This is a genomic window from Streptomyces sp. NPDC057307 (assembly GCF_042667665.1).
Taxonomy (GTDB): Bacteria; Actinomycetota; Actinomycetes; order Streptomycetales; family Streptomycetaceae; genus Streptomyces.
The window spans coordinates 51,126-72,453 of the sequence record NZ_JBHUZM010000022.1; the positions used below are offsets into that span (position 1 = coordinate 51,126).

At 70.7% G+C, this 21,328-nt stretch carries 21 protein-coding genes; 13 read left to right on the forward strand and 8 right to left on the reverse strand.

Annotated features, from left to right (window positions below):
- Positions 1-56: 56 nt before the first annotated feature.
- Positions 57-896: a DUF6597 domain-containing transcriptional factor gene (locus ACFUN8_RS11695; protein WP_383634717.1), complete on the forward strand. Its 840-nt coding sequence runs from the start codon at positions 57-59 to the stop codon at positions 894-896.
- Here ACFUN8_RS11695 and ACFUN8_RS11700 read toward each other — a convergent pair.
- Positions 890-1,531: a hypothetical protein gene (locus ACFUN8_RS11700; protein ID WP_383634719.1), complete on the reverse strand. Its 642-nt coding sequence runs from the start codon at positions 1,529-1,531 to the stop codon at positions 890-892. The genes ACFUN8_RS11695 and ACFUN8_RS11700 overlap by 7 nt on opposite strands.
- A gap of 59 nt (positions 1,532-1,590) precedes the next feature.
- Between ACFUN8_RS11700 and ACFUN8_RS11705 the strand changes: the two genes are divergently transcribed.
- Both ACFUN8_RS11705 and ACFUN8_RS11710 read left to right on the forward strand, forming a co-directional pair.
- Positions 1,591-2,115, forward strand: coding sequence for a GNAT family N-acetyltransferase (locus ACFUN8_RS11705; protein WP_383634721.1), 525 nt, complete (start codon positions 1,591-1,593; stop codon positions 2,113-2,115).
- Between the two features lie 169 nt (positions 2,116-2,284).
- Positions 2,285-3,019, forward strand: a complete 735-nt coding sequence (locus tag ACFUN8_RS11710) for a Mut7-C RNAse domain-containing protein (protein ID WP_383634723.1) — start codon at positions 2,285-2,287, stop codon at positions 3,017-3,019.
- Positions 3,020-3,043: 24 nt separating this feature from the next.
- Here the strand turns inward: ACFUN8_RS11710 and ACFUN8_RS11715 are convergent, their stop codons facing one another.
- Positions 3,044-3,550, reverse strand: coding sequence for a hypothetical protein (locus ACFUN8_RS11715; protein WP_383634725.1), 507 nt, complete (start codon positions 3,548-3,550; stop codon positions 3,044-3,046).
- A gap of 97 nt (positions 3,551-3,647) precedes the next feature.
- Between ACFUN8_RS11715 and ACFUN8_RS11720 the strand changes: the two genes are divergently transcribed.
- Both ACFUN8_RS11720 and ACFUN8_RS11725 read left to right on the forward strand, forming a co-directional pair.
- Positions 3,648-3,983, forward strand: coding sequence for a YnfA family protein (locus tag ACFUN8_RS11720; RefSeq protein ID WP_383634727.1), 336 nt, complete (start codon positions 3,648-3,650; stop codon positions 3,981-3,983).
- 122 nt (positions 3,984-4,105) lie between these two features.
- A complete protein-coding gene (locus tag ACFUN8_RS11725) occupies positions 4,106-4,879 on the forward strand; it encodes an SDR family NAD(P)-dependent oxidoreductase (protein WP_383634729.1) in 774 nt (257 codons plus the stop codon).
- 17 nt (positions 4,880-4,896) lie between these two features.
- Here the strand turns inward: ACFUN8_RS11725 and ACFUN8_RS11730 are convergent, their stop codons facing one another.
- The gene (locus tag ACFUN8_RS11730) at positions 4,897-5,700 is read right to left on the reverse strand and encodes a pentapeptide repeat-containing protein (protein WP_383634731.1); all 804 of its coding nucleotides are present in this window, start codon (positions 5,698-5,700) and stop codon (positions 4,897-4,899) included.
- A gap of 123 nt (positions 5,701-5,823) precedes the next feature.
- On the opposite strand from ACFUN8_RS11730, the gene ACFUN8_RS11735 reads away from it, so the two are divergent.
- Both ACFUN8_RS11735 and ACFUN8_RS11740 read left to right on the forward strand, forming a co-directional pair.
- Positions 5,824-6,378 carry a DinB family protein gene (locus tag ACFUN8_RS11735; RefSeq protein ID WP_383634733.1) on the forward strand — a complete coding sequence of 185 codons (555 nt, stop codon included), beginning with the start codon at positions 5,824-5,826 and terminating at the stop codon, positions 6,376-6,378.
- Positions 6,379-6,509: 131 nt separating this feature from the next.
- Positions 6,510-7,406 carry a hypothetical protein gene (locus ACFUN8_RS11740; protein ID WP_383634735.1) on the forward strand — a complete coding sequence of 299 codons (897 nt, stop codon included), beginning with the start codon at positions 6,510-6,512 and terminating at the stop codon, positions 7,404-7,406.
- 62 nt (positions 7,407-7,468) lie between these two features.
- Here ACFUN8_RS11740 and ACFUN8_RS11745 read toward each other — a convergent pair whose 3' ends face one another.
- Positions 7,469-8,650, reverse strand: a complete 1,182-nt coding sequence (locus tag ACFUN8_RS11745) for an RtcB family protein (protein ID WP_383634737.1) — start codon at positions 8,648-8,650, stop codon at positions 7,469-7,471.
- A 290-nt stretch (positions 8,651-8,940) separates the two neighbouring features.
- Between ACFUN8_RS11745 and ACFUN8_RS11750 the strand changes: the two genes are divergently transcribed.
- The 3 genes from ACFUN8_RS11750 (at position 8,941) to ACFUN8_RS11760 (ending at position 12,284) form a co-directional block, all read left to right on the forward strand.
- Positions 8,941-9,765: a DUF3558 domain-containing protein gene (locus tag ACFUN8_RS11750; RefSeq protein ID WP_383634739.1), complete on the forward strand. Its 825-nt coding sequence runs from the start codon at positions 8,941-8,943 to the stop codon at positions 9,763-9,765.
- A 145-nt stretch (positions 9,766-9,910) separates the two neighbouring features.
- A complete protein-coding gene (locus ACFUN8_RS11755; RefSeq protein ID WP_383634741.1) occupies positions 9,911-10,642 on the forward strand; it encodes a DUF3558 domain-containing protein in 732 nt (243 codons plus the stop codon).
- A gap of 196 nt (positions 10,643-10,838) precedes the next feature.
- Positions 10,839-12,284: a DUF2637 domain-containing protein gene (locus ACFUN8_RS11760; RefSeq protein WP_383634743.1), complete on the forward strand. Its 1,446-nt coding sequence runs from the start codon at positions 10,839-10,841 to the stop codon at positions 12,282-12,284.
- 56 nt (positions 12,285-12,340) lie between these two features.
- Here ACFUN8_RS11760 and lysS read toward each other — a convergent pair whose 3' ends face one another.
- Positions 12,341-14,170 (reverse strand): lysine--tRNA ligase, encoded by a 1,830-nt coding sequence (lysS, locus tag ACFUN8_RS11765; RefSeq protein WP_383634745.1) that lies wholly within the window; start codon positions 14,168-14,170, stop codon positions 12,341-12,343.
- A gap of 115 nt (positions 14,171-14,285) precedes the next feature.
- Here lysS and argS point away from each other — a divergent pair, with 115 nt between their 5' ends.
- Positions 14,286-16,055, forward strand: coding sequence for an arginine--tRNA ligase (argS, locus tag ACFUN8_RS11770; RefSeq protein WP_383634747.1), 1,770 nt, complete (start codon positions 14,286-14,288; stop codon positions 16,053-16,055).
- Positions 16,056-16,162: 107 nt separating this feature from the next.
- On the opposite strand, the gene ACFUN8_RS11775 is transcribed toward argS, so the two are convergent.
- Both ACFUN8_RS11775 and ACFUN8_RS11780 read right to left on the reverse strand, forming a co-directional pair.
- The gene (locus tag ACFUN8_RS11775; RefSeq protein WP_383634749.1) at positions 16,163-17,365 is read right to left on the reverse strand and encodes a hypothetical protein; all 1,203 of its coding nucleotides are present in this window, start codon (positions 17,363-17,365) and stop codon (positions 16,163-16,165) included.
- Between the two features lie 49 nt (positions 17,366-17,414).
- On the reverse strand, positions 17,415-18,353 hold the full coding sequence (locus tag ACFUN8_RS11780) for an STM4015 family protein (RefSeq protein WP_383634772.1): 939 nt from the start codon (positions 18,351-18,353) through the stop codon (positions 17,415-17,417).
- A 210-nt stretch (positions 18,354-18,563) separates the two neighbouring features.
- Here ACFUN8_RS11780 and ACFUN8_RS11785 point away from each other — a divergent pair, with 210 nt between their 5' ends.
- Complete coding sequence (locus tag ACFUN8_RS11785; protein ID WP_383634751.1) at positions 18,564-19,475, forward strand: NAD(P)-dependent oxidoreductase; 912 nt, start codon at positions 18,564-18,566, stop codon at positions 19,473-19,475.
- A 36-nt stretch (positions 19,476-19,511) separates the two neighbouring features.
- Positions 19,512-20,297 carry a DUF4253 domain-containing protein gene (locus ACFUN8_RS11790; protein ID WP_383634753.1) on the forward strand — a complete coding sequence of 262 codons (786 nt, stop codon included), beginning with the start codon at positions 19,512-19,514 and terminating at the stop codon, positions 20,295-20,297.
- A gap of 89 nt (positions 20,298-20,386) precedes the next feature.
- Here ACFUN8_RS11790 and ACFUN8_RS11795 read toward each other — a convergent pair whose 3' ends face one another.
- Positions 20,387-21,325 carry a sigma-70 family RNA polymerase sigma factor gene (locus ACFUN8_RS11795; RefSeq protein WP_383634755.1) on the reverse strand — a complete coding sequence of 313 codons (939 nt, stop codon included), beginning with the start codon at positions 21,323-21,325 and terminating at the stop codon, positions 20,387-20,389.
- Between the last annotated feature and the right edge of the window lie 3 nt (positions 21,326-21,328).

A 21,328-nucleotide genomic window follows, 5' to 3' on the forward strand; every position in this document is an offset into this window, starting at 1 on the left:
GACGCTACGGACGGCGCATCTCGGCGTCTTGAACAAACGCGACATAGGATCCGGCCATGACAGCTCCACGGCGCGACACACGAGGCATCGTCGATGCCTCCGCGCTCTTCGCACGGGTCGATTTCCGCCGTCGGCTGCCGGCCCCGGAGCTGCGTCGTTACGTGGAGTTGTACTGGCTGATCGACTGGGATCTCTCGGATCCGTACGCCTCCCACGTCGTCCCGCACCCCTCGGTGAACGTGGTCTTCCAGCGGTTCGGCACGGCGCCGCCGTGGGGTGAGGTCGCGGGGATCGGCCTCGAACTGTTCACGCAGAAGCTGGAGGCGCGCGGGCGGGTGTGCGGGGTGAAGTTCCGCCCCGGCGGCTTCCACCCCTTCGCGCCCGCGTGGCCGGTCTCCGAGTGGTCGGGGCGGCGGGTGCCGATCGACGAGGTGCTGCCCGCGACGGACACGGACGCCGCCACGGACACCACCACGGACGTCGCGGCGATCCTCGATCCTCCTGAGGAGGACGCGCGGGTCGCCGCGCTCGACACGTACCTGCTGGGTCTGGGCGCGCGGCCGGAACCGGGGGCCGACGAGGCGATGCGGGTGGTCGGCCTGCTCGGTGAGGACCGCACGATCCGGCGGGCGGCGCAGCTGGCGAGCGCCGCCGGTCTTTCGGTGCGCTCGTTGCAGCGGCTGTTCGCCACGTACGTGGGAGTGGGACCGAAGTGGGTCATCCTCCGCCACCGCATCCACGAGGCACTGGAGCGCGCCGAGGCGGACGAGGAGCTGGACTGGGCCGCTCTGGCGGCCGAGCTGGGCTACAGCGACCAGGCGCATCTGGTGCGGGACTTCACGGCGACGGTGGGTGTGCCGCCGACGGCGTACGCGCAGGGGCACCCGGTTCAGTAGGCCCCGGTCACGGCGACGACGCCCAGGCCATGAGCGGCGGCGTACCGGAGCACCCGAAGCGGCCCGGCCAGCAGTCCGGCGGCGTCGAACTCCCCCTCCGGCGCGTCGGTCATCGCGTACGCCCAGGCATTGACGCGGGCGAGCACTTCCGTACGGCGGGGCCCCGTCAGGTCCAGCACGGACTCGGCGTCCGGCAGCACGGCCCGCACCTCGTCGGCGGTGAGGAGGAAGTCCCCGAACCAGCCCGGCAGTTGGGCGGACGCCTCGGCGCCCAGTCCGTGGAGGAGCGCGGTCGCGGGCTCCCCTTTGCGTACGGCCACGGCGAACAGCCCGTCCGGGTCGGTCCCGTCGGCTTCGGCCCGGCCCAGGAGGTCGGTCGCCGCCTCCCGCATCGCGACCACGGCGGGCGCGGTGGGGCCGCCGCCGCGCGCGAAGGCGGCGAAGCGATGCGCGGCGGCGGTCGGTCCCGGCGTGAAGTACGGCTCACGGTCGCCGCCGCCGAGCCACCAGCGCAGGTCGTCGGCGCAGCCGTCCGGAACGGTCCAGGTCTCGTCGAGATGGGCGAACCGCCGGGGCAGCGCGACGACCTCGGCGTCGGGGACGGCGCCGACGGACCAGACGCCGGTGTAGCTCATACGACCGCACCTCCCGTTCAGAGGTTCCGTTGTCAGTGCCTCGATCTACAGTCGGTTCCATGGAGATGAAAGCACCCCGGGTGCGGCTGGAGCCATGGGCGGAGGGGGATCTTGGGCTGCTGCGCGCCGGGAACGCGCCGGAGCTGATGACGCATCTCGGCGGTCCCGAGACGGAGGACCAGGTGCTGGCCAGGCACCACAGGTACGTCACGCTGAGCGCCGACCGGACGGGCCGGGGCAGGATGTTCCGGATCGTCCTGCTGCCGGAGGAGGTGCCGGTGGGGAACACCGGTTTCTGGGAGACCACCTGGCAGGGGCAGGACGTGTACGAGACGGGGTGGGGCGTGCTCGGCGAGTTCCAGGGCCGCGGGCTCGCGGTGGCGGCGACGAGGGCGGTGGTCGAGCAGGCGCGGGCGGAGCGCAAGCACCGCTGGCTGATGGCGTACCCGTCGGTGGGCAACGGCGCGTCGAACGCGGTGTGCCGCAAGGCGGGCTTCGAGCTGATCGGGGAGAGCGACTTCGAGTATCCGGTCGGCCACATGATGCGGTGCAACGAGTGGCGGCTGGACCTCGAAGCGGCGTGAGCCGCACGGACGCGACACGGCACGAGGCGCGTCACGGAACAAAGGCACGACCAGCAACGAAGCGCCGTACGGAACGAAGCGCGATACGGAACGAAGCACCTTTCCGCCCGGGGACGCACCCGCGCGGAAAGCCCTGGCCCGCCTCCCGGCCCGATGTCATGCTGACGGCGTGAACGGACCGGAGATCCACCTCACCTTCGCCCCTGAGCTGCATGTCTTCGTCCCGGCCGGGCGGCGTGACGGACCGACGGCCGTGGCCACGGACGGCTCGTCCACGCTCGGCCATGTCGTGGAATCCCTGGGCGTCCCGCTCACCGAGGCCGGCCAACTCCTCGTCGACGGACGCCCGGTGGCCACCTCGCACATCCCGTCGGCGGGCGAGTCGGTGGAGGTACGGGCGGTGGTCCGCCCGCAGCCCGTGCCGGGCGCGCCGCTGCGCTTCCTGCTCGACGTCCACCTCGGCACCCTCGCGCGCCGGATGCGGCTGCTGGGAATCGACGCGGCGTACGAGAGCGAGGACATCGGGGACGCGGCGCTGGCCACGCTCTCGGCCGGGGAGCGGCGGGCCATGCTCTCCCGCGACCGGGGTCTGCTGCGGCGCCGGGAGATCTGGGCGGGGGCGTACATCTACAGCGACCGCACGGACGACCAGCTGCGGGACGTGCTGGAACGGTTCGCGCCCGCGCTCGCCCCGTGGACGCGCTGCACGGCGTGCAACGGGCCGCTCGGGGCGGCGGACAAGGACTCGGTCGAGGACCGGCTGGAGCAGGGCACGCAGCGTACGTACGACGTGTTCGCGCAGTGCACGGCCTGCGGCAGGGTCTACTGGCGCGGTGCGCACCACGCGCGTCTGGCGGCGATCGTGGACGAGGCCGTACGCGAATTCGGCGGCGCGGCGGCGTAGTTGGAACGGCCCGGCAGGCGCGGTTCAGTACACGTACAGATCGCCGGTCGCGGGGACGAGCACATGGTGCTTGTCGTTGTCCGGGTTGCGGTCGTCGGCGCCGCCGTTCCAGACGGTGGCGATGTCCACGGACACCTCGGCGGGATCGCCGACCGTCCGCAGGTCGAGCAGGAACTCGCTGTCCCGCCCGTCCGCCCGCAACGCGCCCGCCTGGCAGTACACGACCTGGTTCCCGCCCCACAGGCAGGCGTCCGGCAGCTTCTGCCCGACGGCCAGCGGTACGGAGAAGCCCAGCCGGGCCGTCGCGCCGGCCAGGTCCGACGGACCGTGGTTGCCGGTCGAGAGCCGTACGGCGAGGCGTCCGCCCCACAGGGAGACATGCCCGTGGTGCGCCACGTCGGCCTCCACGGGGCCCCGTTCGGACCCCAGGTCCACGTGCACACCGGACCCGACGCCCGAACCCACGCCCGAACCCGCGCTCAGGACCACGGCCGTGGCCGCGGTGGACACCACCAACACCGCTCTACGCATTACGCCCATAATCGGAAGATACCGCTAAAGCCTCGCATACTTGACCAACCGTCAGTGTGGCGAGTCGGCCCTGCCGCCCGCGTGGCAGGCTGATCCCATGCCCGTGGCCCGTTCCGTCGCCCTCTTCGCCGTCGCCGCCCTCTTCGAGATCGGCGGCGCCTGGCTCGTCTGGCAGGGCGTACGCGAACACAAGGGCTGGATCTGGATCGGCGCCGGAGTCATCGCGCTCGGCCTGTACGGCTTCGTCGCCACCCTCCAGCCGGACGGCGAGTTCGGCCGCATCCTCGCGGCGTACGGCGGCGTCTTCGTCGCCGGATCGATCGCCTGGGGCGTGGTCGCCGACGGCTACCGCCCCGACCGCTACGACATCATCGGCGCGCTGATCTGTCTCGTCGGCATGGCCGTGCTGATGTACGCCCCGCGCGACCACTGACCCGTACCGCGCGCCTATGAGCCGTACCGCGTGACCACGACCCGTACCGCGTGCCTATCCTGGCCGGAAGTCGATCAGCCCGACCGCACGCATCAGCAGCCCACACGCGCGAGGAGCACGTCATGACCGCCGCCGGTAGACCCACCGCTGTCGTCACCGGAGCAAGCAGCGGCATCGGAGCCGCCACCGCCCGCCAGCTCGCGGCCGCGGGCCTGCACGTCGTCGTGACCGCCCGCCGCGAGGACCGTATCGAGGCGCTGGCCGCCGAGATCAACGCGGCCGGGCACTCCGCCACGGCGTACGTCCTCGACGTCACCGACCGCGCGGCCGTGGACGCCTTCGCCGCCGAACTCGACAGCCTCCCGTCCGTCGACGTGCTGGTCGCCAACGCGGGCGGCGCGCTCGGCGCCGACCCGGTCGCCAGCGGCGACCCGGACGACTGGCGCCAGATGTTCGAGACGAACGTCATCGGCACCCTCCACACCACCCAGGCCCTGCTCCCCGCGCTCACCGCGAGCGGCAACGGCACGGTCGTGATCCTCTCCTCGACCGCCGGCTTCGCCACGTACGAGGGCGGCGGCGGCTATGTCGCGGCCAAGCACGGCGAGCACGTGCTGGCCGAGACGCTCCGGCTGGAGATCGTGGGCACGCCGGTCCGTGTGATCGAGGTGGCGCCCGGCATGGTCAAGACGGAGGAGTTCGCGTCCACGCGCTTCCGGGGGGACACGGAGCGGGCGGAGAAGGTGTACGAGGGGGTCGCCGAGCCGCTCAGCGCGGACGACGTGGCCGACACCATCACCTGGGCGGTCACCCGCCCCCACCACGTGAACATCGACCTCCTGGTGGTCCGCCCCCGGGCGCAGGCGTCCAACACCAAGGTGCACAGGGAACTCTGACGGCCACGGGCGCGCTGTCACCAGTGCGAGGGGCGCGCCAAGGCGGCCGGCAGTACGGTCGCGGCGTCGCCCCTCGCCGCGTTGAGCTGTGACTGCGTGAGGAACAGGGCGCCGGTGAGATCGGCGCCCCGCAGGTCCGCGTCGCGGAAGTCCGCGCCGATGAGATCGGCCAGCCGCAGATCGGCGCCGCGCAGGTCGGCGGCGATCAGATACGCGCCCCGCAGATTCGCGCCCTTCAGATCGGCGCCTCCGAGCTTGGCGCCCATCAGGTCGGCGCCCCTGCGTTCCATCCGCTTGCGGCGGACGCCGGCGCGGACGAGTTCGCTGGTGCGCAGCAGCAGGTCGTTGACGCCCGCCCGGTGGCCGGCCACGTCCAGCTCCACCAGGGTCTCGGCGTCGCTCGCGGCCAGCCGCTCGGTGGCGTCGAGCGCGGCCCGCAGATCGGCGGCCAGGCTGTGGGCGGCCTCCATGGTCAGGGCCTCGGTCAGATACCACAGCAGTTCGTGCAGCTGCCGCATCACGGGAAACGCGGCGTACATCGACGGCGCGCTCCCCGGGTCGTCCCGCCAGCTCCTGCCCTCGAAGGTGACCTGCGAGACCCGCTGGCCGGCGCCGAAGCAGTCGTACACCGTGCAGCCCCGGAAGCCCTCGTCCCGCAGCCGCGTATGGATACCGCAGCGGAAGTCCGTGCGCAGATTCGAGCACGGCTGCCCGGCCCTCTTGTCGACGGCGAAGTCCGTGGACGCGGCGAAGGGCAGCGCGACGCAGCACAGTCCGAAGCAGCTTCCGCAGTCGGCGAGCAGATCGGGTCGGTCGGGCACGGCGGCGGATCTCCCGGCTCAGGTGGCAGAACTCCGGCCAGTACACACCACGCCGCGCGTCGCCCGCGCACGGGGCGACAAATCGGTTGCCGCCCGCCGCCCCCCGATGGAACGCTCACGGTCATGACGACGCCAGTCCCCCGCGTTGACCTGCTGGTCCGCCAACTCGACATGTCCTGGGCGCTGTTCGAGTACTACCAGAAGGACCTGACCGACGGGGCCTGCCTCTGGGAGCCCTCCCCCGACTGCTGGACGGTCCGCCCGACCGCCGAGGGCCACTGGACCCCCGACTGGCAGGTCCCGGAACCGAACCCGGTCCCCAGCACCTCGATCGGCTGGCTCACCTGGCACATCGGCTTCTGGTGGACGACGACCCTCACCCACTGCTTCGGCGAGGGAGCCCCACCCCGCGAGTCCATCCACTGGCCGGGCACGGCGGAGTCCACGATCACCTGGCTCCACTCCCTGAAGGACGCCTGGCGCACGGAACTGCTCCCCCTCACGGACACCGACCTGGACTCGAAGTCCCGCACGTCGGGCCTGCCGTGGGGCGACAACGTGGAACTGGTCCACGTGGCGAGCTGGCTCAACTTCGAACTGACGAAGAACGTCGCGGAGATCGGCCTGGTCCAACGGTCGTACCTGGCGGCAACCTCGTCCGGCAACTCGTTCGAGTGACCAATTCGCGTACGGCCGACGGAAGATGGCCCGGAACCTAGGCTCGACGGGGAGAACACCACCGCCCAACGGCCCCGGACGGGACGGCAATCCCGGCCGAGGCCTGACCGCCAAGGAAGAAAGGCTTCCTCGTGGCTGAACAGGACCCTAACCCGCCGCCCGCACTCTTCGACATCGACGCCGGGACACCGCCGCCCACGGCTTTCATGGATCTGCGAGACCCGCGCTACGCCTACATGTTCGGCTTCTTGCAGGCCGACGGGCACCTCTCGTCGGGCGCCGGGCAGAAAGGGAAGCTGACCGTCGAGCTCAACGCACGGGACATCGAGATCCTGCACGAGTTCAAGCGGTTGACCCCGTACCGGACCAGCATCCGCGAACGCACCCGGGCCACGAACTTCTCCGCGGAGCATCACTCCGCGACGTGGCTGCTGTGCGCCCTCGAAGCCCGCACGATCCTCCATGACGCGGGCCTGCCCTACGGCCGCAAGTCCGCACGGATCACCCCGCCCCGTATCGAGTTCTCCCGCCGGGACTATCTGCGCGGTGTCATCGACGCGGACGGGTCGGTCGGTCACACCGGCCAGGGGCTGCCGTTCCTCTCGCTCACCACGGCGAGCACGGCGGTCGGTGCGTACCTGTGCCACTACGCGAAGAAGGTCACGGGCGCACAGCGCCAGATCAGCCGCAACGCACGCGACGGCATCTACAACATCGTCTACACGAAGGAAGCGGCCTTGGCACTGGCCGCCCATCTCTACTATCCGGGCTGCCTCGCCCTGGAGCGCAAGCGGGCATCGGCGACCTCCCTCGCGGCATGGAAGCGGCCCGCCGGGATGAGGATCCGACAGCCCGGCCGACGGTGGAAACCCTCGGAGGACCGCGTTCTGCTGCGCCTCGGCGACCCCACCACGGCGGCGGTCGAGCTCGACCGGTCCGAAAGCAGTTGCGGCGTCCGCCTCTGGCGGCTGAGGACCGGCCTCGTCGCCCTGCCCCCGGACGAACCGGAGACACCGGACGAGCCCTGACACCCATGTGGGGGCGCCGCCATGCGCGGTGCCCCCACATCCCCCCGTACCGCGTGCCGGGCTCAGCCCTTCACGCACACCACCTGCTTGAGCTTCGCCACCACCTCGACCAGGTCCTTCTGCTGGTCGATGACCTTCTCGATCGGCTTGTACGCGCCCGGGATCTCGTCCACGACGCCGGAGTCCTTACGGCACTCCACGCCCCGCGTCTGGTCCTCCAGGTCCTTCGTCGAGAAACGCTTCTTCGCCGCGTTACGGCTCATCCGCCGGCCCGCCCCGTGCGACGCCGAGTTGAACGCCGCGCTGTTGCCGAGGCCCTTCACGATGTACGTGCCCGTGGCCATCGAGCCGGGGATGATCCCGAGATCCCCGGTGCCCGCCCGGATCGCACCCTTACGCGTCACCAGCAGGTCCACGCCGTCGTAACGCTCCTCGGCGACGTAGTTGTGGTGGCAGCTGATCTCCGGCTCGAAGGTCACCCGCGCCTTCTTGAACTCCTTGCCGAGTACGTTCTTGAGCAGACCCATCATGATCGCCCGGTTGTACTTCGCGTACTCCTGCGCCCAGAACAGGTCGTTGCGGTACGCCGCCATCTGCGGCGTCTCCGACACGAAGACCGCCAGGTCACGGTCGACCAGGCCCTGGTTGTGCGCGAGCGACTGAGCCACACCGATGTGGTACTCGGCGAGTTCGTTGCCGATGTTCCGGGATCCCGAGTGCAGCGTGAGCCAGACCGCCCCCGCCGAATCGACGCTCACCTCGATGTGGTGATTGCCCGCGCCGAGCGTTCCCATCTGCCTTACCGCCCGCTGCTGACGGAATTTGACCGCCTCCGCGATCCCGTCGAACCGCGCCCAGAAGTCGTCCCACCCGGCGGCGATCCCGTCCGGCTCGACCAGGTCGTCATGCATCCCCCGTCCGACCGGAATCGCCTGTTCGATCCGGGACCGCAGCCGCGACAGGTCGCCCGGCAGGTCGTTCGCCGTCAGGGACGTCTTGACCGCCGACATGCCGCAGCCGATGTCCACGCCCACCGCCGCCGGGCAGACCGCGCCCTGCATCGCGATGACCGAGCCGACCGTCGCGCCCTTGCCGAAGTGGACGTCCGGCATCACGGCGAGGCCCTTGATCCAGGGCAACGTCGCCACGTTCCGCAGCTGCTGCATCGCGACGTCCTCGACCGACGCGGGGTCCGTCCACATGCGGATGGGGACCTTCTCGCCCGGCACTTCCACGTACGACATAGTTCCTCGATTCCCCCGAAAGTCTGATAGAGCAAAAACCGGAACCAGGACCGCCAAAACAGACAGCGGACCGGCATCCACGGCAGTGCTTGAGGTACACATTGTGTCCACCGCACGCCATGCGGCGGCAAACCCTTTTCGCGTGAACTCGCAGGTGTCACACCATGCGGCCCGCCAGGTATCTCGCCAGGTGTGCCCAACTTGGAACCAGCACGGCACCTGCGTAGTTCTCACCAGTGCGACCATTTAGAACTCATGTCCACACCGCGTAGATGAGGAGCCCAGGGACCGTGCAGCGAAAGGCGTACGTACCCGCCCTGGCGGCGCTGCTCGTGACACTCGTCGCGGGTTGCACCTCCGGCAGCGGCGGCGACGGCTCCGACATCGACGCCAAGGCCGGGGTCTCCACCACGGCCACCGCGCCTCCGGGCAGATACCAGACACTGCCCGAGCCGTGCGGATCCGTGGACCGCGCCACGCTGCGGGATCTCCTGCCGGGCGCCGCCCAGCTCCCCGGGGAGGAGCAGGAGAAGGCGTTCAAGGGCACGGCGGCCGTGACGTACGACACCGATCGCCGCGTCGGGTGCTCCTGGTCGGCCGACGCGCCGAACGCCTCGCACCACCTGGCGATCGACGTCGAGCGCGTCGTGTCCTACGACCCGGCGGTGAGCGACGCCGACAAGGCGCAGGAGGTCTACGCGAAGAAGGAGGACGGCGCGGAACTGCCGCCCCCCGTCGCCGACGAGACGGACGACGGGTCGGGGAACGGGTCGGGCGACGACGCGGGTCCCTCCGGTTCACCCTCCGACGGCCCCACCCCCAACAGCGGCACGACCACCAGCCCCTCCGCGAGCGCGAGCACGACACCCCCGGGCCTCCAGCCCCGCCTCCTCGACAATCTCGGCGACGCCGCCTTCGTGGACGACGTCTTCGCGCCGTCCGGTTCGGCCGCCAAGCGCCGTACGGTCAGCGTGGTCTTTCGCACATCGAACGTGGTCGTGACCGTGCGGTACGCGGAGCAGCCGGCCCACCCGACGACGGTCCCCGACAGCAAAGAACTGCAGGAAAAGGCCCGGGGACTGGCCCGGAAGCTGGCCGACCAGCTCAACGACTAGCAGGGTCGGGGCCGGGCCTGCGCCCGGGGCGGAGTCCGCCGCTCGGGCCCTGTGTGACGCGCGGGGCGGTTACCGTGGCCGATCGGACCGTACGACTACCGACGCGAACCGACGCGACCACCGACGAAGGAACACTGAAGGAACCATGCAGCGATCAGCCCCGCGACCCAGCCGCTCCCGCACCCGCAACCGCGTACGCATGCTCGCCTGCGCGGCCGTCCCGGTGATGATCGTCGCCGCGGGCTGCTCATCCGACTCGGACTCCGACAGCTCCAAGGACAAGCCGGCCGCCACGACCTCGAAGGCGGCGACGAAGGTCGCCGCCGCGAAGTTCACGTCGCTGCCGGCCGACCCGTGCAAGTCGATCACCAAGAAGACGACCGAGGACCTGGTTCCCAAGGCGAAGGACAAGTCCGGCTCGTCGGGCAAGTCCTCGGACGTCACGACGCGCGGCAGCTGCTCGTGGAACGGGCTGGACGACAACGGCGTCAAGGGCTCGCAGTACCGCTGGCTGGACGTCTCCTTCATGCGTTACGACTCCGACGAGGGCCTCGGCTCGGGCCAGGACCGCGCCGCGGACTATTACAAGAAGGAAGTCGCCAAGGCGCGTGCCACGGAGGGCGCGAAGGGTACGAAGGCCACCCCGACGCCCGGAGTCGGTACCGAGGCGACGGCGATCACCTACAGCCTCACGAAGACGGACGAGTCGTTCGGCTACGCGACGGTCGTGGCGCGCTCCGAGAACGTGGTGATCACGCTCACGTACAACGGCGCGGGTTACGCGGGCGCGAAGTCCCCGGCGGCGTCGGACCTGGTGAAGGACGCGACAAAGGCGACGAAGGAAGCGGTGGCGGCCGTTCCGGGCACGACGAAGTAAGTCGACGCGCGGCCTTCCCTGCGGCGCGAGGGCCCGTCCGGGGCCGTCCGACGATTGAGGACAAACCCCTCACCACACCACCCCCGCACCCCAACTCCCCGGCCGCGCAAGGCTCCCCGGGCCACAGCACCCGTACACATGTGCCAGGCTGTGCCCCGCCAGATGTCCAGGACGGGAGGGGCCACGGGTGGCCGCGATGCAGCTCACTCGCACGCACCGAATACTCATCGGCGTCGTCGTCGCCGGCGCGGTTCTCATCGCCGCGATCGGTTTCGCGGGGTCGTACGCCGCCGTGCGCGAACTCGCCGAGCAGAAGGGCTTCGGCCAGTTCTCGATCGTCTTCCCGATCGGTATCGACGCGGGTATCTGCGTCCTGCTGGCGCTCGACCTCCTGCTGACCTGGATGCGGATCCCGTTCCCGCTCCTGCGCCAGACCGCGTGGCTGCTCACCATCGCCACCATCGCCTTCAACGGCGCCGCCGCCTGGCCCGACCCGCTCGGCGTCGGCATGCACGCGGTGATCCCGATCCTCTTCGTCGTCTCCGTGGAGGCGGCCCGCCACGCCGTCGGCCGCATCGCGGACATCACCGCCGACAAGCACATGGAGGGCGTCCGCCTCACCCGCTGGCTGCTCTCGCCCATCCCGACGTTCAAGCTGTGGCGCCGGATGAAGCTGTGGGAGATCCGCAGCTACGAGGACATCATCCAGCTCGAACAGGACCGGCTCATCTACCAGGCCCGCCTCCAGGCGCGCTACGGCCGCAACTGGCGCCGCAAGGCGCCCATCGAAGCGATGATGCCGCTGCGCCTCGCCAAGTACGGCGTCCCGCTCGCCGACACCGGCCCGGCCGGCCTCGCCGCGGCGGGCATCGAACCGGCCCTGCTCCCGCCGGCCCCGGTGACGGCGGCCACGGCCACGGCCGTACCCGAACTCCCCCAGGCCCAGCCGCAACAGGCCCAGCCGCAGCAACACCAGCAGCAGCAGCAGCAGCTACAACAGCACCCGCAGCCCGAACTCACCGAGGAAGAGTGGATCCAGCTCCAGAAGGAGGAGCAGTGGGCACGGGAGCACGAGGAGCAGGGCCAGGACGCCGGTGGCGCCGCCGAGGCGAACCCGTGGTTCGCCGCCCCGCGCGCGCCTGAGGGCCCGTACGAGGGCTCGTACGATCCCACCTACGACCCGCAGCAGTACGAGCAGCAGTACGACCAGCAGCAGTACGAGCGCGCCCACCGCCAGTTCGACCAGTACGAGCAGAACGAGCCGTACGAGCAGAACGAGGACCAGCAGCCCCAAGCTCAGGAGCAGCAGCCCCCGCCCCGCCGCCCTCTCGGCCCGCAGCCCCAGGTCGAGTTCGAGCCCGACATCGAGCCCGAACCCGAACCGGAAGAACTCCCCACCCCCACCCTCCCCGAGGGCATGTCCCGTGAGGACGCGTACTACAACGCCTTCCGGAGATACGTCAGCGAGCGCCAGGGCATGCCCAACACCCGCCAGCTCGCGGTCTACCTGCAGGATCTGTACGGCGTGACCGGCCGCACGGGCGGCCCGTTGAGCGAGAGTTCCATGCGCGGCTACGTTAAGGACTTCACGCGTCGCTATCAGGAAGAACTCGACGCGCAGGACTCCGAACACATCGCCTGAAACACGAACCGGCCACCGGGGCAACCCCGGTGGCCGATCCCGTGAGCACGACGGTCCTAGCCGCCCAGCAGCGTCCGTACCCGGTCCGCCCCCACCGCCAGCAGCAGCGTCGGCAGGCGCGGTCCGGTGTCCCTGGTGACCAGCAGCCGGTAGAGCACCGCGAAGAACGACCGCTGCGCGGCCTTCAGCTCCGGCGTCGGCTTCGCGTCGGGCGCCAGCCCCGCCAGCACCTTCGGCACGCCGTAGACGAGCGTCGTGAGCCCGTCCAGCGACCAGTGCGCGTCCAGGTCCGCCAGCAGCAGCCGCAGCGCCTCGCGCGTCTGCTCGTCCAGCGACTCCAGCAGCTCCCGGTCGGGCTCGCTCCGGACGACCGTCCGGGCCTCGGCGGGCACCTGGCTGGTGATCCAGTTCTCCGCCTTGTCGAGCCGGGGCCGCGCCTCGTCCAGTGAGGTCAGCGGGTCGGCCGGGTCCAGCTCGCCGAGGATCCGCAGCGTCTGCTCCTCGGCGCCCGCCGTGATGTCCACGACGGAGGCCAGCGTGCGGTACGGCAGCGGCCGTGGCGTACGCGGCAGCTCACGCGAAGCCGTCCGCGCGGCCCGTGAGTACGCGGCGGCGTCGGCCGCCTGCACCGAACCGTCCGCGATCTTGCGCTCCAGGGCGTCCCACTCGTCGTACAGCCGCTGGATCTCCTGGTCGAAGGCGATCTTGAACGACTGGTTCGGCCTGCGCCGCGCGTACAGCCAGCGCAGCAGCGGCGCCTCCATGATCCGCAGCGCGTCGGCCGGGATCGGCACGCCTCCCTTGGAGGACGACATCTTCGCCATCCCGGAGATCCCCACGAACGCGTACATCGGCCCGATCGGCTGCACGCCGTCGAAGATCTCGCGCACGATCTGCCCGCCGACGACGAACGACGATCCGGGCGAGGAGTGGTCGACGCCGGACGGCTCGAAGATCACGCCCTCGTACGCCCAGCGCATCGGCCAGTCGACCTTCCAGACCAGCTTGCCTCGGTTGAACTCGTTGAGCAGGACCGTCTCGCCGAACCCGCATGCCTGGCAGACGTAGGTCAGCTCGGTCGTCCCGTCGTCGTACGCGGTGACGGTGGTCAGGTCCTTGCCGCAGCCCTCGTTGCCGCAGTACGGCTTGTACGGGAAGTACCCGGCCGATCCGGCGCCGTCGTCCTCGTCGGCGGCGCCCGATCCCTCGGCGGCCTCCAGCTCGGCCTCGTCGACCTTCTTCTGCTGCGGCTTCTTGCCACCGGCCGACCCACCGGCCGACCCACCCGCCGACGTGTCCTTGGTGCGGTAGCGCCCGAGGATCGCGTCGATCTCGCCCCGGTGCCGCATCGCGTGCAGGATCTGCTCTCGGTACGTCCCCGCCAGATACTTCTCGGTCTGGCTGATCCCGTCGTACTCGACGCCCAGCTCCACCAGCGACTCGATCAGCTGCGCCTTGAAGTGCTCGGCCCAGTTCGGGTACGCCGACCCGGCCGGGGCGGGCACGGACGTCAGGGGCTTGCCGATGTGCTCGCCCCAGGAGTCGTCCACCCCGGGGATGCCGATCGGCACCTTCCGGTAGCGGTCGTAGTCGTCCCAGGAGATGAGGTGCCTGACCTCGTGACCACGCCTGCGGATCTCGTCGGCGACGAGGTGCGGCGTCATGACCTCGCGGAGATTGCCCAGGTGGATCGGGCCGGAGGGGGAGATTCCGGAGGCGACGACGACCGGTTTGCCAGGCGCACGTCGCTCCGACTCGGCGATGACATCGTCCGCGAAACGGGAGACCCAGTCGGTCTCGGTGCTCTGAGCCACGGTCGGTACGTCCTTCTTTCTGCTACGCCCCGCGGAATACGTCTCTACGCCCGCGATACCGGCGACGGCCATTGTCCCAGGCCCCTCCGACAATGCGAAAACGACTTGTTCCCCCATGGGAGAATGGGGGCACGAAGACTTCCTCCGAACACCCCCTCCGCACCTCTACAGGAACGGCTCCCAGCCCATGGCCCCGGTCACTTCCCTCGCCTCGACCGTCGATCAGCGGATCGCGGACGCCCTCTCGGCAGCCCTGCCGGAGGCCGGCCCCGCGGACCCCTTGCTGCGACGTAGCGACCGGGCGGACTTCCAGGCCAACGGGATGCTGGCCCTCGCGAAGAAGCTGAAGGGCAATCCGCGCGAGCTGGCGGCCAAGGTCGTGGACGCGCTGGTCGGCGGCGACCTCATCAAGGAGGTCGAGGTCTCGGGCCCCGGCTTCCTCAACATCACCGTCACGGACCGGGCGATCGTCGAGACGCTGGCCGCCCGCGCCGCCGACGACCGCCTCGGCGTCCCGCGCGCCGCGGACCCCGGCACCACGGTCATCGACTACGCGCAGCCGAACGTCGCCAAGGAGATGCACGTCGGTCATCTGCGCTCCGCCGTGATCGGCGCCGCGATGGTCGAGATCCTGGAGTTCACCGGCGAGAACGTGATCCGGCGCCACCACATCGGCGACTGGGGCACGCAGTTCGGCATGCTCATCCAGTATCTGACCGAGCACCCGCACGAGTTGGACCACAGCCGCGCGGACGAGGTCTCCGGCGAGGAGGCGATGTCGAATCTCAACCGGCTCTACAAGGCCGCCCGCACGGTCTTCGACTCCGACGAGGAGTTCAAGACCCGCGCCCGCGACCGCGTCGTCGCCCTCCAGGCCGGTGACGCCGACACCCTCGCCCAGTGGCAGCGATTCGTTGACGAGTCGAAGATCTACTTCCACTCGGTCTTCGACAAGCTCGACATGGAGATCCGCGACGAGGACGTCGTCGGTGAGTCCGGCTACAACGACATGCTCGAAGAGACCTGCCGCATCCTTGAGGAGACGGGCGTCGCCGTCCGCTCCGACGGTGCGCTGTGCGTCTTCTTCGACGACGTGAAGGGCCCCGACGGCAATCCGACGCCGCTCATCGTCAAGAAGACCAACGGCGGTTACGGGTACGCGGCCACCGACCTGTCCGCGATCCGCGACCGGGTGGGGAATCTGAAGGCGAACACCCTGCTGTACGTGGTGGACGCCCGCCAGTCCCTCCACTTCAAGATGGTCTTCGAGACCGCCCGCCGGGCCGGCTGGCTGAACGAGGACGTCAAGGCCGTCCAGCTCGCGTTCGGCACCGTCCTCGGTAAGGACGGCAAGCCGTTCAAGACCCGTGAGGGTGAGACGGTGCGGCTGGTGGACCTGCTGGACGAGGCGGTCGAGCGCGCGGCGGCGGTCGTCCGGGAGAAGGGCAAGGGCATCGGTCTCACCGAGGACGAGGTCGTCGAGCGCGCCACGGAGGTGGGCATCGGCGCGGTGAAGTACGCCGACCTGTCGACCTCAGCCGCGCGGGACTACAAGTTCGACCTGGACCAGATGGTGTCGCTGCAGGGCGACACGAGTGTCTACATCCAGTACGCGTACGCCCGGACCCGGTCCATCTTCGGCAACGCGGGCGACCGCTCACCCGTGGCCCACCCCGAGCTGGCACTGGCCCCGGCGGAGCGGGCGCTGGGCCTGCACCTGGACCAGTTCGGCGAGGTCCTGGCGGAGGCCGCGTCGGCGTACGAGCCGCACAAGCTGACGGCGTATCTGTACCAACTGGCGTCGCTCTTCACGACGTTCTACACGGAGTGCCCGGTCGTCAAGCCGGCGCCCCCGCAGGAGGTCGCGGAGAACCGCCTCTTCCTGTGCGAGGTCACGGCCCGCACGCTGCGCCAGGGCATGGCCCTGCTCGGCATCCACACGCCCGAGCGGCTCTAGGGCCTGTCCGGCGGATCTTCGCGGGCCTGCTGCGATCCGGCGGACACCCCCCAGCACCTCGACGCCGGTGACCGGCACGGCCGAGCGCCGCGCCGGTCACCTCCGCCCTACGCGGCGCGCACCCCCGGCCGTACCTCCGGGTACGTCACCTCGTCCGGCAGCCGGTACCCCAGCTCCGTCAGCCGCGCCGCGACATCGGCCGGGCTGCGGCCCGTGAGGCTCGCGCTGCGCAGCACGTTCTCCAGGTGGACGTTGTCCAGGTACGAGCGGGTGACCGTCTCCAGGAGGCGGATGTCGGCCTCCTCGGCGGTCCCGGGCACGTTCGCGTTCTCGTGCAGCCAGTGGCCCAGCGTGGCGAGCCTCTCGGTGACCTGGGCGGGGCTGCGGCCCGTGACGAGGGACGCGCGCAGGATGTGGCGCAGTTGGAGCCCGACGACGTCGTTCTTCATCAGCCAGGGCAGTTCGCCGTCGAGGTTCTCGCTGAGGAGGACGAGGTCGTCCTCCTCCTGGCTCTCGGGTACGTTCCCGCCCGGCCGCTGGCAGCCCAGTACCTTCAGCCGGGCGAGGATGTCCTCGTGCGAGCGGCCCGTCTCGCGGGCGACGGTGAGGATGTGCGCGACGGGCGGGGATCCCCACTGGCCGATCCAGCCGCCGCCGGGAGTGTCCGCGTATTTGAGGAGCCGCTCGTCCCCGGGTTCGGGGGTGAACGGCAGCCGCAGCCCGAGCGCGATCAGCCGCTCGGCGGCGAGGTGCGGGCTGCACGACAACTCCTGTGCCACGCGCAGCACATCGTGCCCGGAGACCTTGTCGCCCCAGTTGAGCCAGTCGCCCCGGAGGTTGACGCGGATCAGCACGACATCACGCGGGTTGGCGGTCTCGGGCAGCGGCCGGGCGCCGGTCCCGACCTGGTAGCCGTAGGCCGTCATGCGCCGTGCGACATCGGCGGGGGCACGGCCCGTGCGGGCGGCCGACTCGATGATCTGCCGCAGGGACACGGTCTTGTCGATGTCGACCGGAAGGAAGCCCCAATTCCGTTCCACGCTGCTCAACAGCGCGGCGTCGTCCGGCTCGACGGCGTCGGGCAGTGGGCCTTCGGAGCGCTGGACGTCGGCGTATCCCAGCTCGCCCAGCCGTACGACGGCGGCGGCCGGGCTCCACTTCAGCTTCGCGGCGATGAGCAGCACGACCCCGTACGGCACCTGCTTGGCGGGGTCCCGCCAGGGATATCGGGCGTTCAGGGACTCGCTGGCGATCAGCAGGTCGTCCGGGTCCTCGGACTCGGGGGCATGGGGTTTGGGTGCGCGGGACATCGCGGAGTGGCCTTTCGACGGTTCGACAGGAGGACGGGAACGCGGGGGATCACTCAGACGCCGCGATGTAACGGCCGTCCTCGTCCCAGTCGTCCGGCTCGGCGTGGTGCTTCATGGTCAGATCCACCCGGACTCCCGCCGGCTCCAGGGCCGTCCAGATCCGCAGCATCATCTCGTGGCTGATGAAGTGGAAGGAGAGATCGAGTTCCCGCAGGTGTGTCAGCGGCTGTCCCTGGAGCAGTGCCTCCACGCCCTCGTCGGACAGCGCGCCCATCGACAGGCTCAGCGAGTCGAGTCGGGGCACGACCGGCGCGGAGGCGAGCGCGGCGGCCAACTCGTCCTGGATGAAGCTGTTCTGGAGGCCGAGGTGGCGCAGCGCCGGCTTGCCCTCGCCCGCGAACAGCGGCGCGAGCTGCTCGACCGTGACGCCGCCGCCGTAGTTCTCGTCCCCGAGCCACAGCTCCAGGCGCTCCAGCGACGGCAGTTGGGCGGCGGCGATGTGTTCGGCGGCGTTCGGGGGCAGCCCGCCGGACTCGACGCGCAGCACGCGCAGTGCCTCGTGGCCGGAGACGGGGAAGTCGAGACCTTCTCCGCCGCGTACGGCCAGCTCCCTGAGTCCGGGGAAGGCGGCCAGGATCGGCGCGACGTCACCGAGGTAGATCGAGGAGAGCATCGCCTGCTCGTCCTCCAGGTCGCCCAGGAAGAGCGCTTCGAGCCCGGTCAGCCGCGGGGCGGCGTTGAGCAGATCGTCGTCCGGCATCCCGCCGTCGCCGTCGTACCAGGGCTGGCCGAAGATGATCGCCCGTACTTTCTCCAGCTCGACCGTCTCGGTGAAGCGTTTCCAGCAGACGTCCGCGTCCTCCTCGGCGTCGTACGGCTCCCGGTGCAGCCGCCAGGCGACCGCGTCGGCGGGCGGCAGGTCCGCCGGGTCGGCGGACGGCGGGAAGTTGTAGGCGGGCAGTCCGTAGAACCGCTCGACATGGTGCACGTAAGACAAGATCGGGCTCCTGGGGCTCCTGGTACGCCAGTTGGCGCTCGCCATCCTTCCGTCTCGGACCCGGCTCTCGCACACACTTCCGTATCTCTCATGCTTACCTCCCGGTGTGTACCGCACTAATTAGTCGGTACTTGTGGCCGGAAGTTCTCCCCCAGAAGATCGGGAGCGACCACCCTTCGCCCGACCTGGAGGAGCACCCGCATGTCCGCCGCCGATACGCCCGACCCCAAGCCCGCCGTCTCCGTCATCGGCCTCGGCATGATGGGCACCGCTCTGGCCGCCGCCTTCCTCCGGGCCGGGCATCCCGTCACCGTGTGGAACAGATCCCCCGCCAAGACCGGCCCCCTGGTCGCCCAGGGCGCGACCCCCGCCGGCACGGCCGCCGAGGCGGTGGCCGCGAGCCCGCTGGTGGTCGTCTGCCTCACCACGTACGACACGGTCCGTACGGTCCTCGAACCGCTCTCCGGGCAGCTCACCGGCAAGACCGTCGCCAACCTCACCAACGGCACCCCCGAGCAGGCCCGCGACTTCGCCGCCTGGGCCGCGAAGGAGGGCACCGGCTATCTCGACGGCGGGATCATGGCCGTCCCGCAGATGATCGCGGGCCCGCACGCGTACGTCTTCTACAGCGGTGAGCGGGAACTCTTCGACACGCACCGGGAGACGTTCGCGGCGCTCGGCGGCACGAAGTACGTCGGCACCGACCCCGGCCTCGCCGCGCTGTACGACCTGGCGCTGCTCACCGGCATGTACGGGATGGTCATGGGCGTGCTGCAGGCGTACGCCCTGGTCGGCACGGAGTCCATCCCGGCCACCGAGTTCTCGGAGCTGCTGGTGCCGTGGGTGGGCGCCATGCTCGGCTCGGCACCGAGGTGGGCCGAGGCGATCGACTCGGGGCGGCATCTGACGGACGTGTCGAGTCTGGCCGTCAACCAGGAGGCGTTCCCCAACCTGCTGGAGGCGTTCGCCGCGCAGGGTGTCAGCACGGAACTGTTCGCCCCGGTGCAGCCGCTGCTCGACCGCGCGGTGGCCGAAGGCCACGCGGCGGACGGCCTCTCCCGCCTCGCCGACCTGCTGCGTTCGGGGCCGGGCCCGGCAAGTTCCACAAGCTGAACCGCGTTGTCAGTGCGGGCATTTAAGGTCTCCTGCATGGCGACGCTCCCCAACCCCCTGCCCGCCCTGGCCACCGACCTCACGGGACGGTCGGTCGGGCTCCGACTGCCGCCCGGCAAGCTGGTCGACGCGACCATCGACGGGACCTGGCACGAACCACTTCTCTGGTACGCGGACGAGCCGGCGACCCACCGGGCGTGGGCCGATCTGCTGCCCGCCCGCAAGGCGGCCGGGCTGCATCCGCTGCTCGTCCACGGCGGGCACCGCAAGGAGTGGCCGGAGGACTGGGAGCTGAGCCCGGACTCCGCGTCGTATCCGGGGGACCACGACGCGGAGGACGTCCTCGCGGAGTCCTGGGAGCGTCTGACGGAGGAGGACGAGTGGCCGGGCCTGGCGGCCCCGCTGACGTCGTCGGCCGACCCGGACAAGGAGGCGGCCGAGGTCGCCTCCATCCTCACGGACGAGGGCAGTTGGCTGCACGGCGCGCGCCTGGCCCTGGTCCCGGCCCGCCGCAGCGCGGACATACCGGCGGCCGTCGGCTGGCTGGGCCCGGTGAATCACGAGGGTGACGTCGGGCGGCTGTGCGCGGTGCTGCGGTCGTGGGAGGACCGGTTCGGGATACGGGTGGTGGCGCTCACCTTCGACCAGTTGGTGGTCTCGGTGGCCGCCCCGCCGACGACCCAGGAAGAGGCGGAGGCGGTCTCGGCGGAACACTTCGCGTTCTGCCCGGACAACCTCCACCAGGGCCGCCACACCACCCTGTCCGCGTACGCGAAGCATCAGGTGCTGGACCAGCCTGCGTGGACGTTCTGGTGGGACTGACCGGGAGGAGCTGCCAGGACAGCGGGCCGGATTCCACTCGGGAGACCGGTGCGCGCTCCGCTCCAGGCCCTGGTTCCGGTGCCGCCGGTTCACCACGCGCCGATGACCGGCGCGCCGGGTTCGTGCCGGCGCCAGGCCGCGCTGAGGCGCGTGAGCCGGCCGGTGGCGGCGATGCCGTGCAGGGACGCGACCTTGCCGTCGCCGACTTCGAATGCCACGACGCCCACGACCCGGTCTCCGACCACGGCGAGGACGGCCGGGGAGCCGTTGACCAGCGCGATGTGGAACACGGGGGACCCGCCGGCCAGCCGCCGCTTCGCCGGCGTGGGCTTGAAGCCGGCCCGTACATAGGCGGCGATGCGCTCGCGCGTGGTGTACCACAGCAGCCGCCTGGCCAGTCCAGCGCCGTCCGAGACCGCGGTCGCGTCGGCGGTGAGCAGCGCCACCAGCCGTTCGGTGCGCCCCGACGCGGCTGCGGCGAGGAATTCCTCGACGATCCGGCGCGCGGACGCGGGGTCCGCCTCGCTGCCGCCACGCCGCTCCGCCGCGACCCGGCGCCGGGCCCGGTGGACGTGCTGCTGGCTCGCCGACTCGGTGATGTCGAGGATGCCGGCGATCTCGGCATGGGGGTAGGAGAACGCTTCGCGCAGGACGTAGGCGGCCCGCTCGACCGGCGAGAGGCGCTCCATGAGGGTCAGTACGGCCAGGGACACCGATTCCCGCTGCTCAAAGGTGTCGGCCGGGCCGAGCATCGGGTCGCCTTCAAGGAGCGGCTCGGGCAGCCAGTCCCCGACAGGGCGCTCGTGGCGCGCGGGCGCCGAGCGGAGCCGGTCGAGGCAGAGATTGGTGACGACCTTGGTCAGCCACGCCTCGGGCGTCTCGATGCGTTCCCGGTTGGCCGCCTGCCAGCGCAGGAACGCGTCCTGCACCGCGTCCTCGGCGTAGGCGGCCGAACCGAGCAGACGGTACGCCAGCGAGGCCAGCCTGCCCCGGCTGGCCTCAAACCGGTCGATGGCCGCGCTGTCCATGTG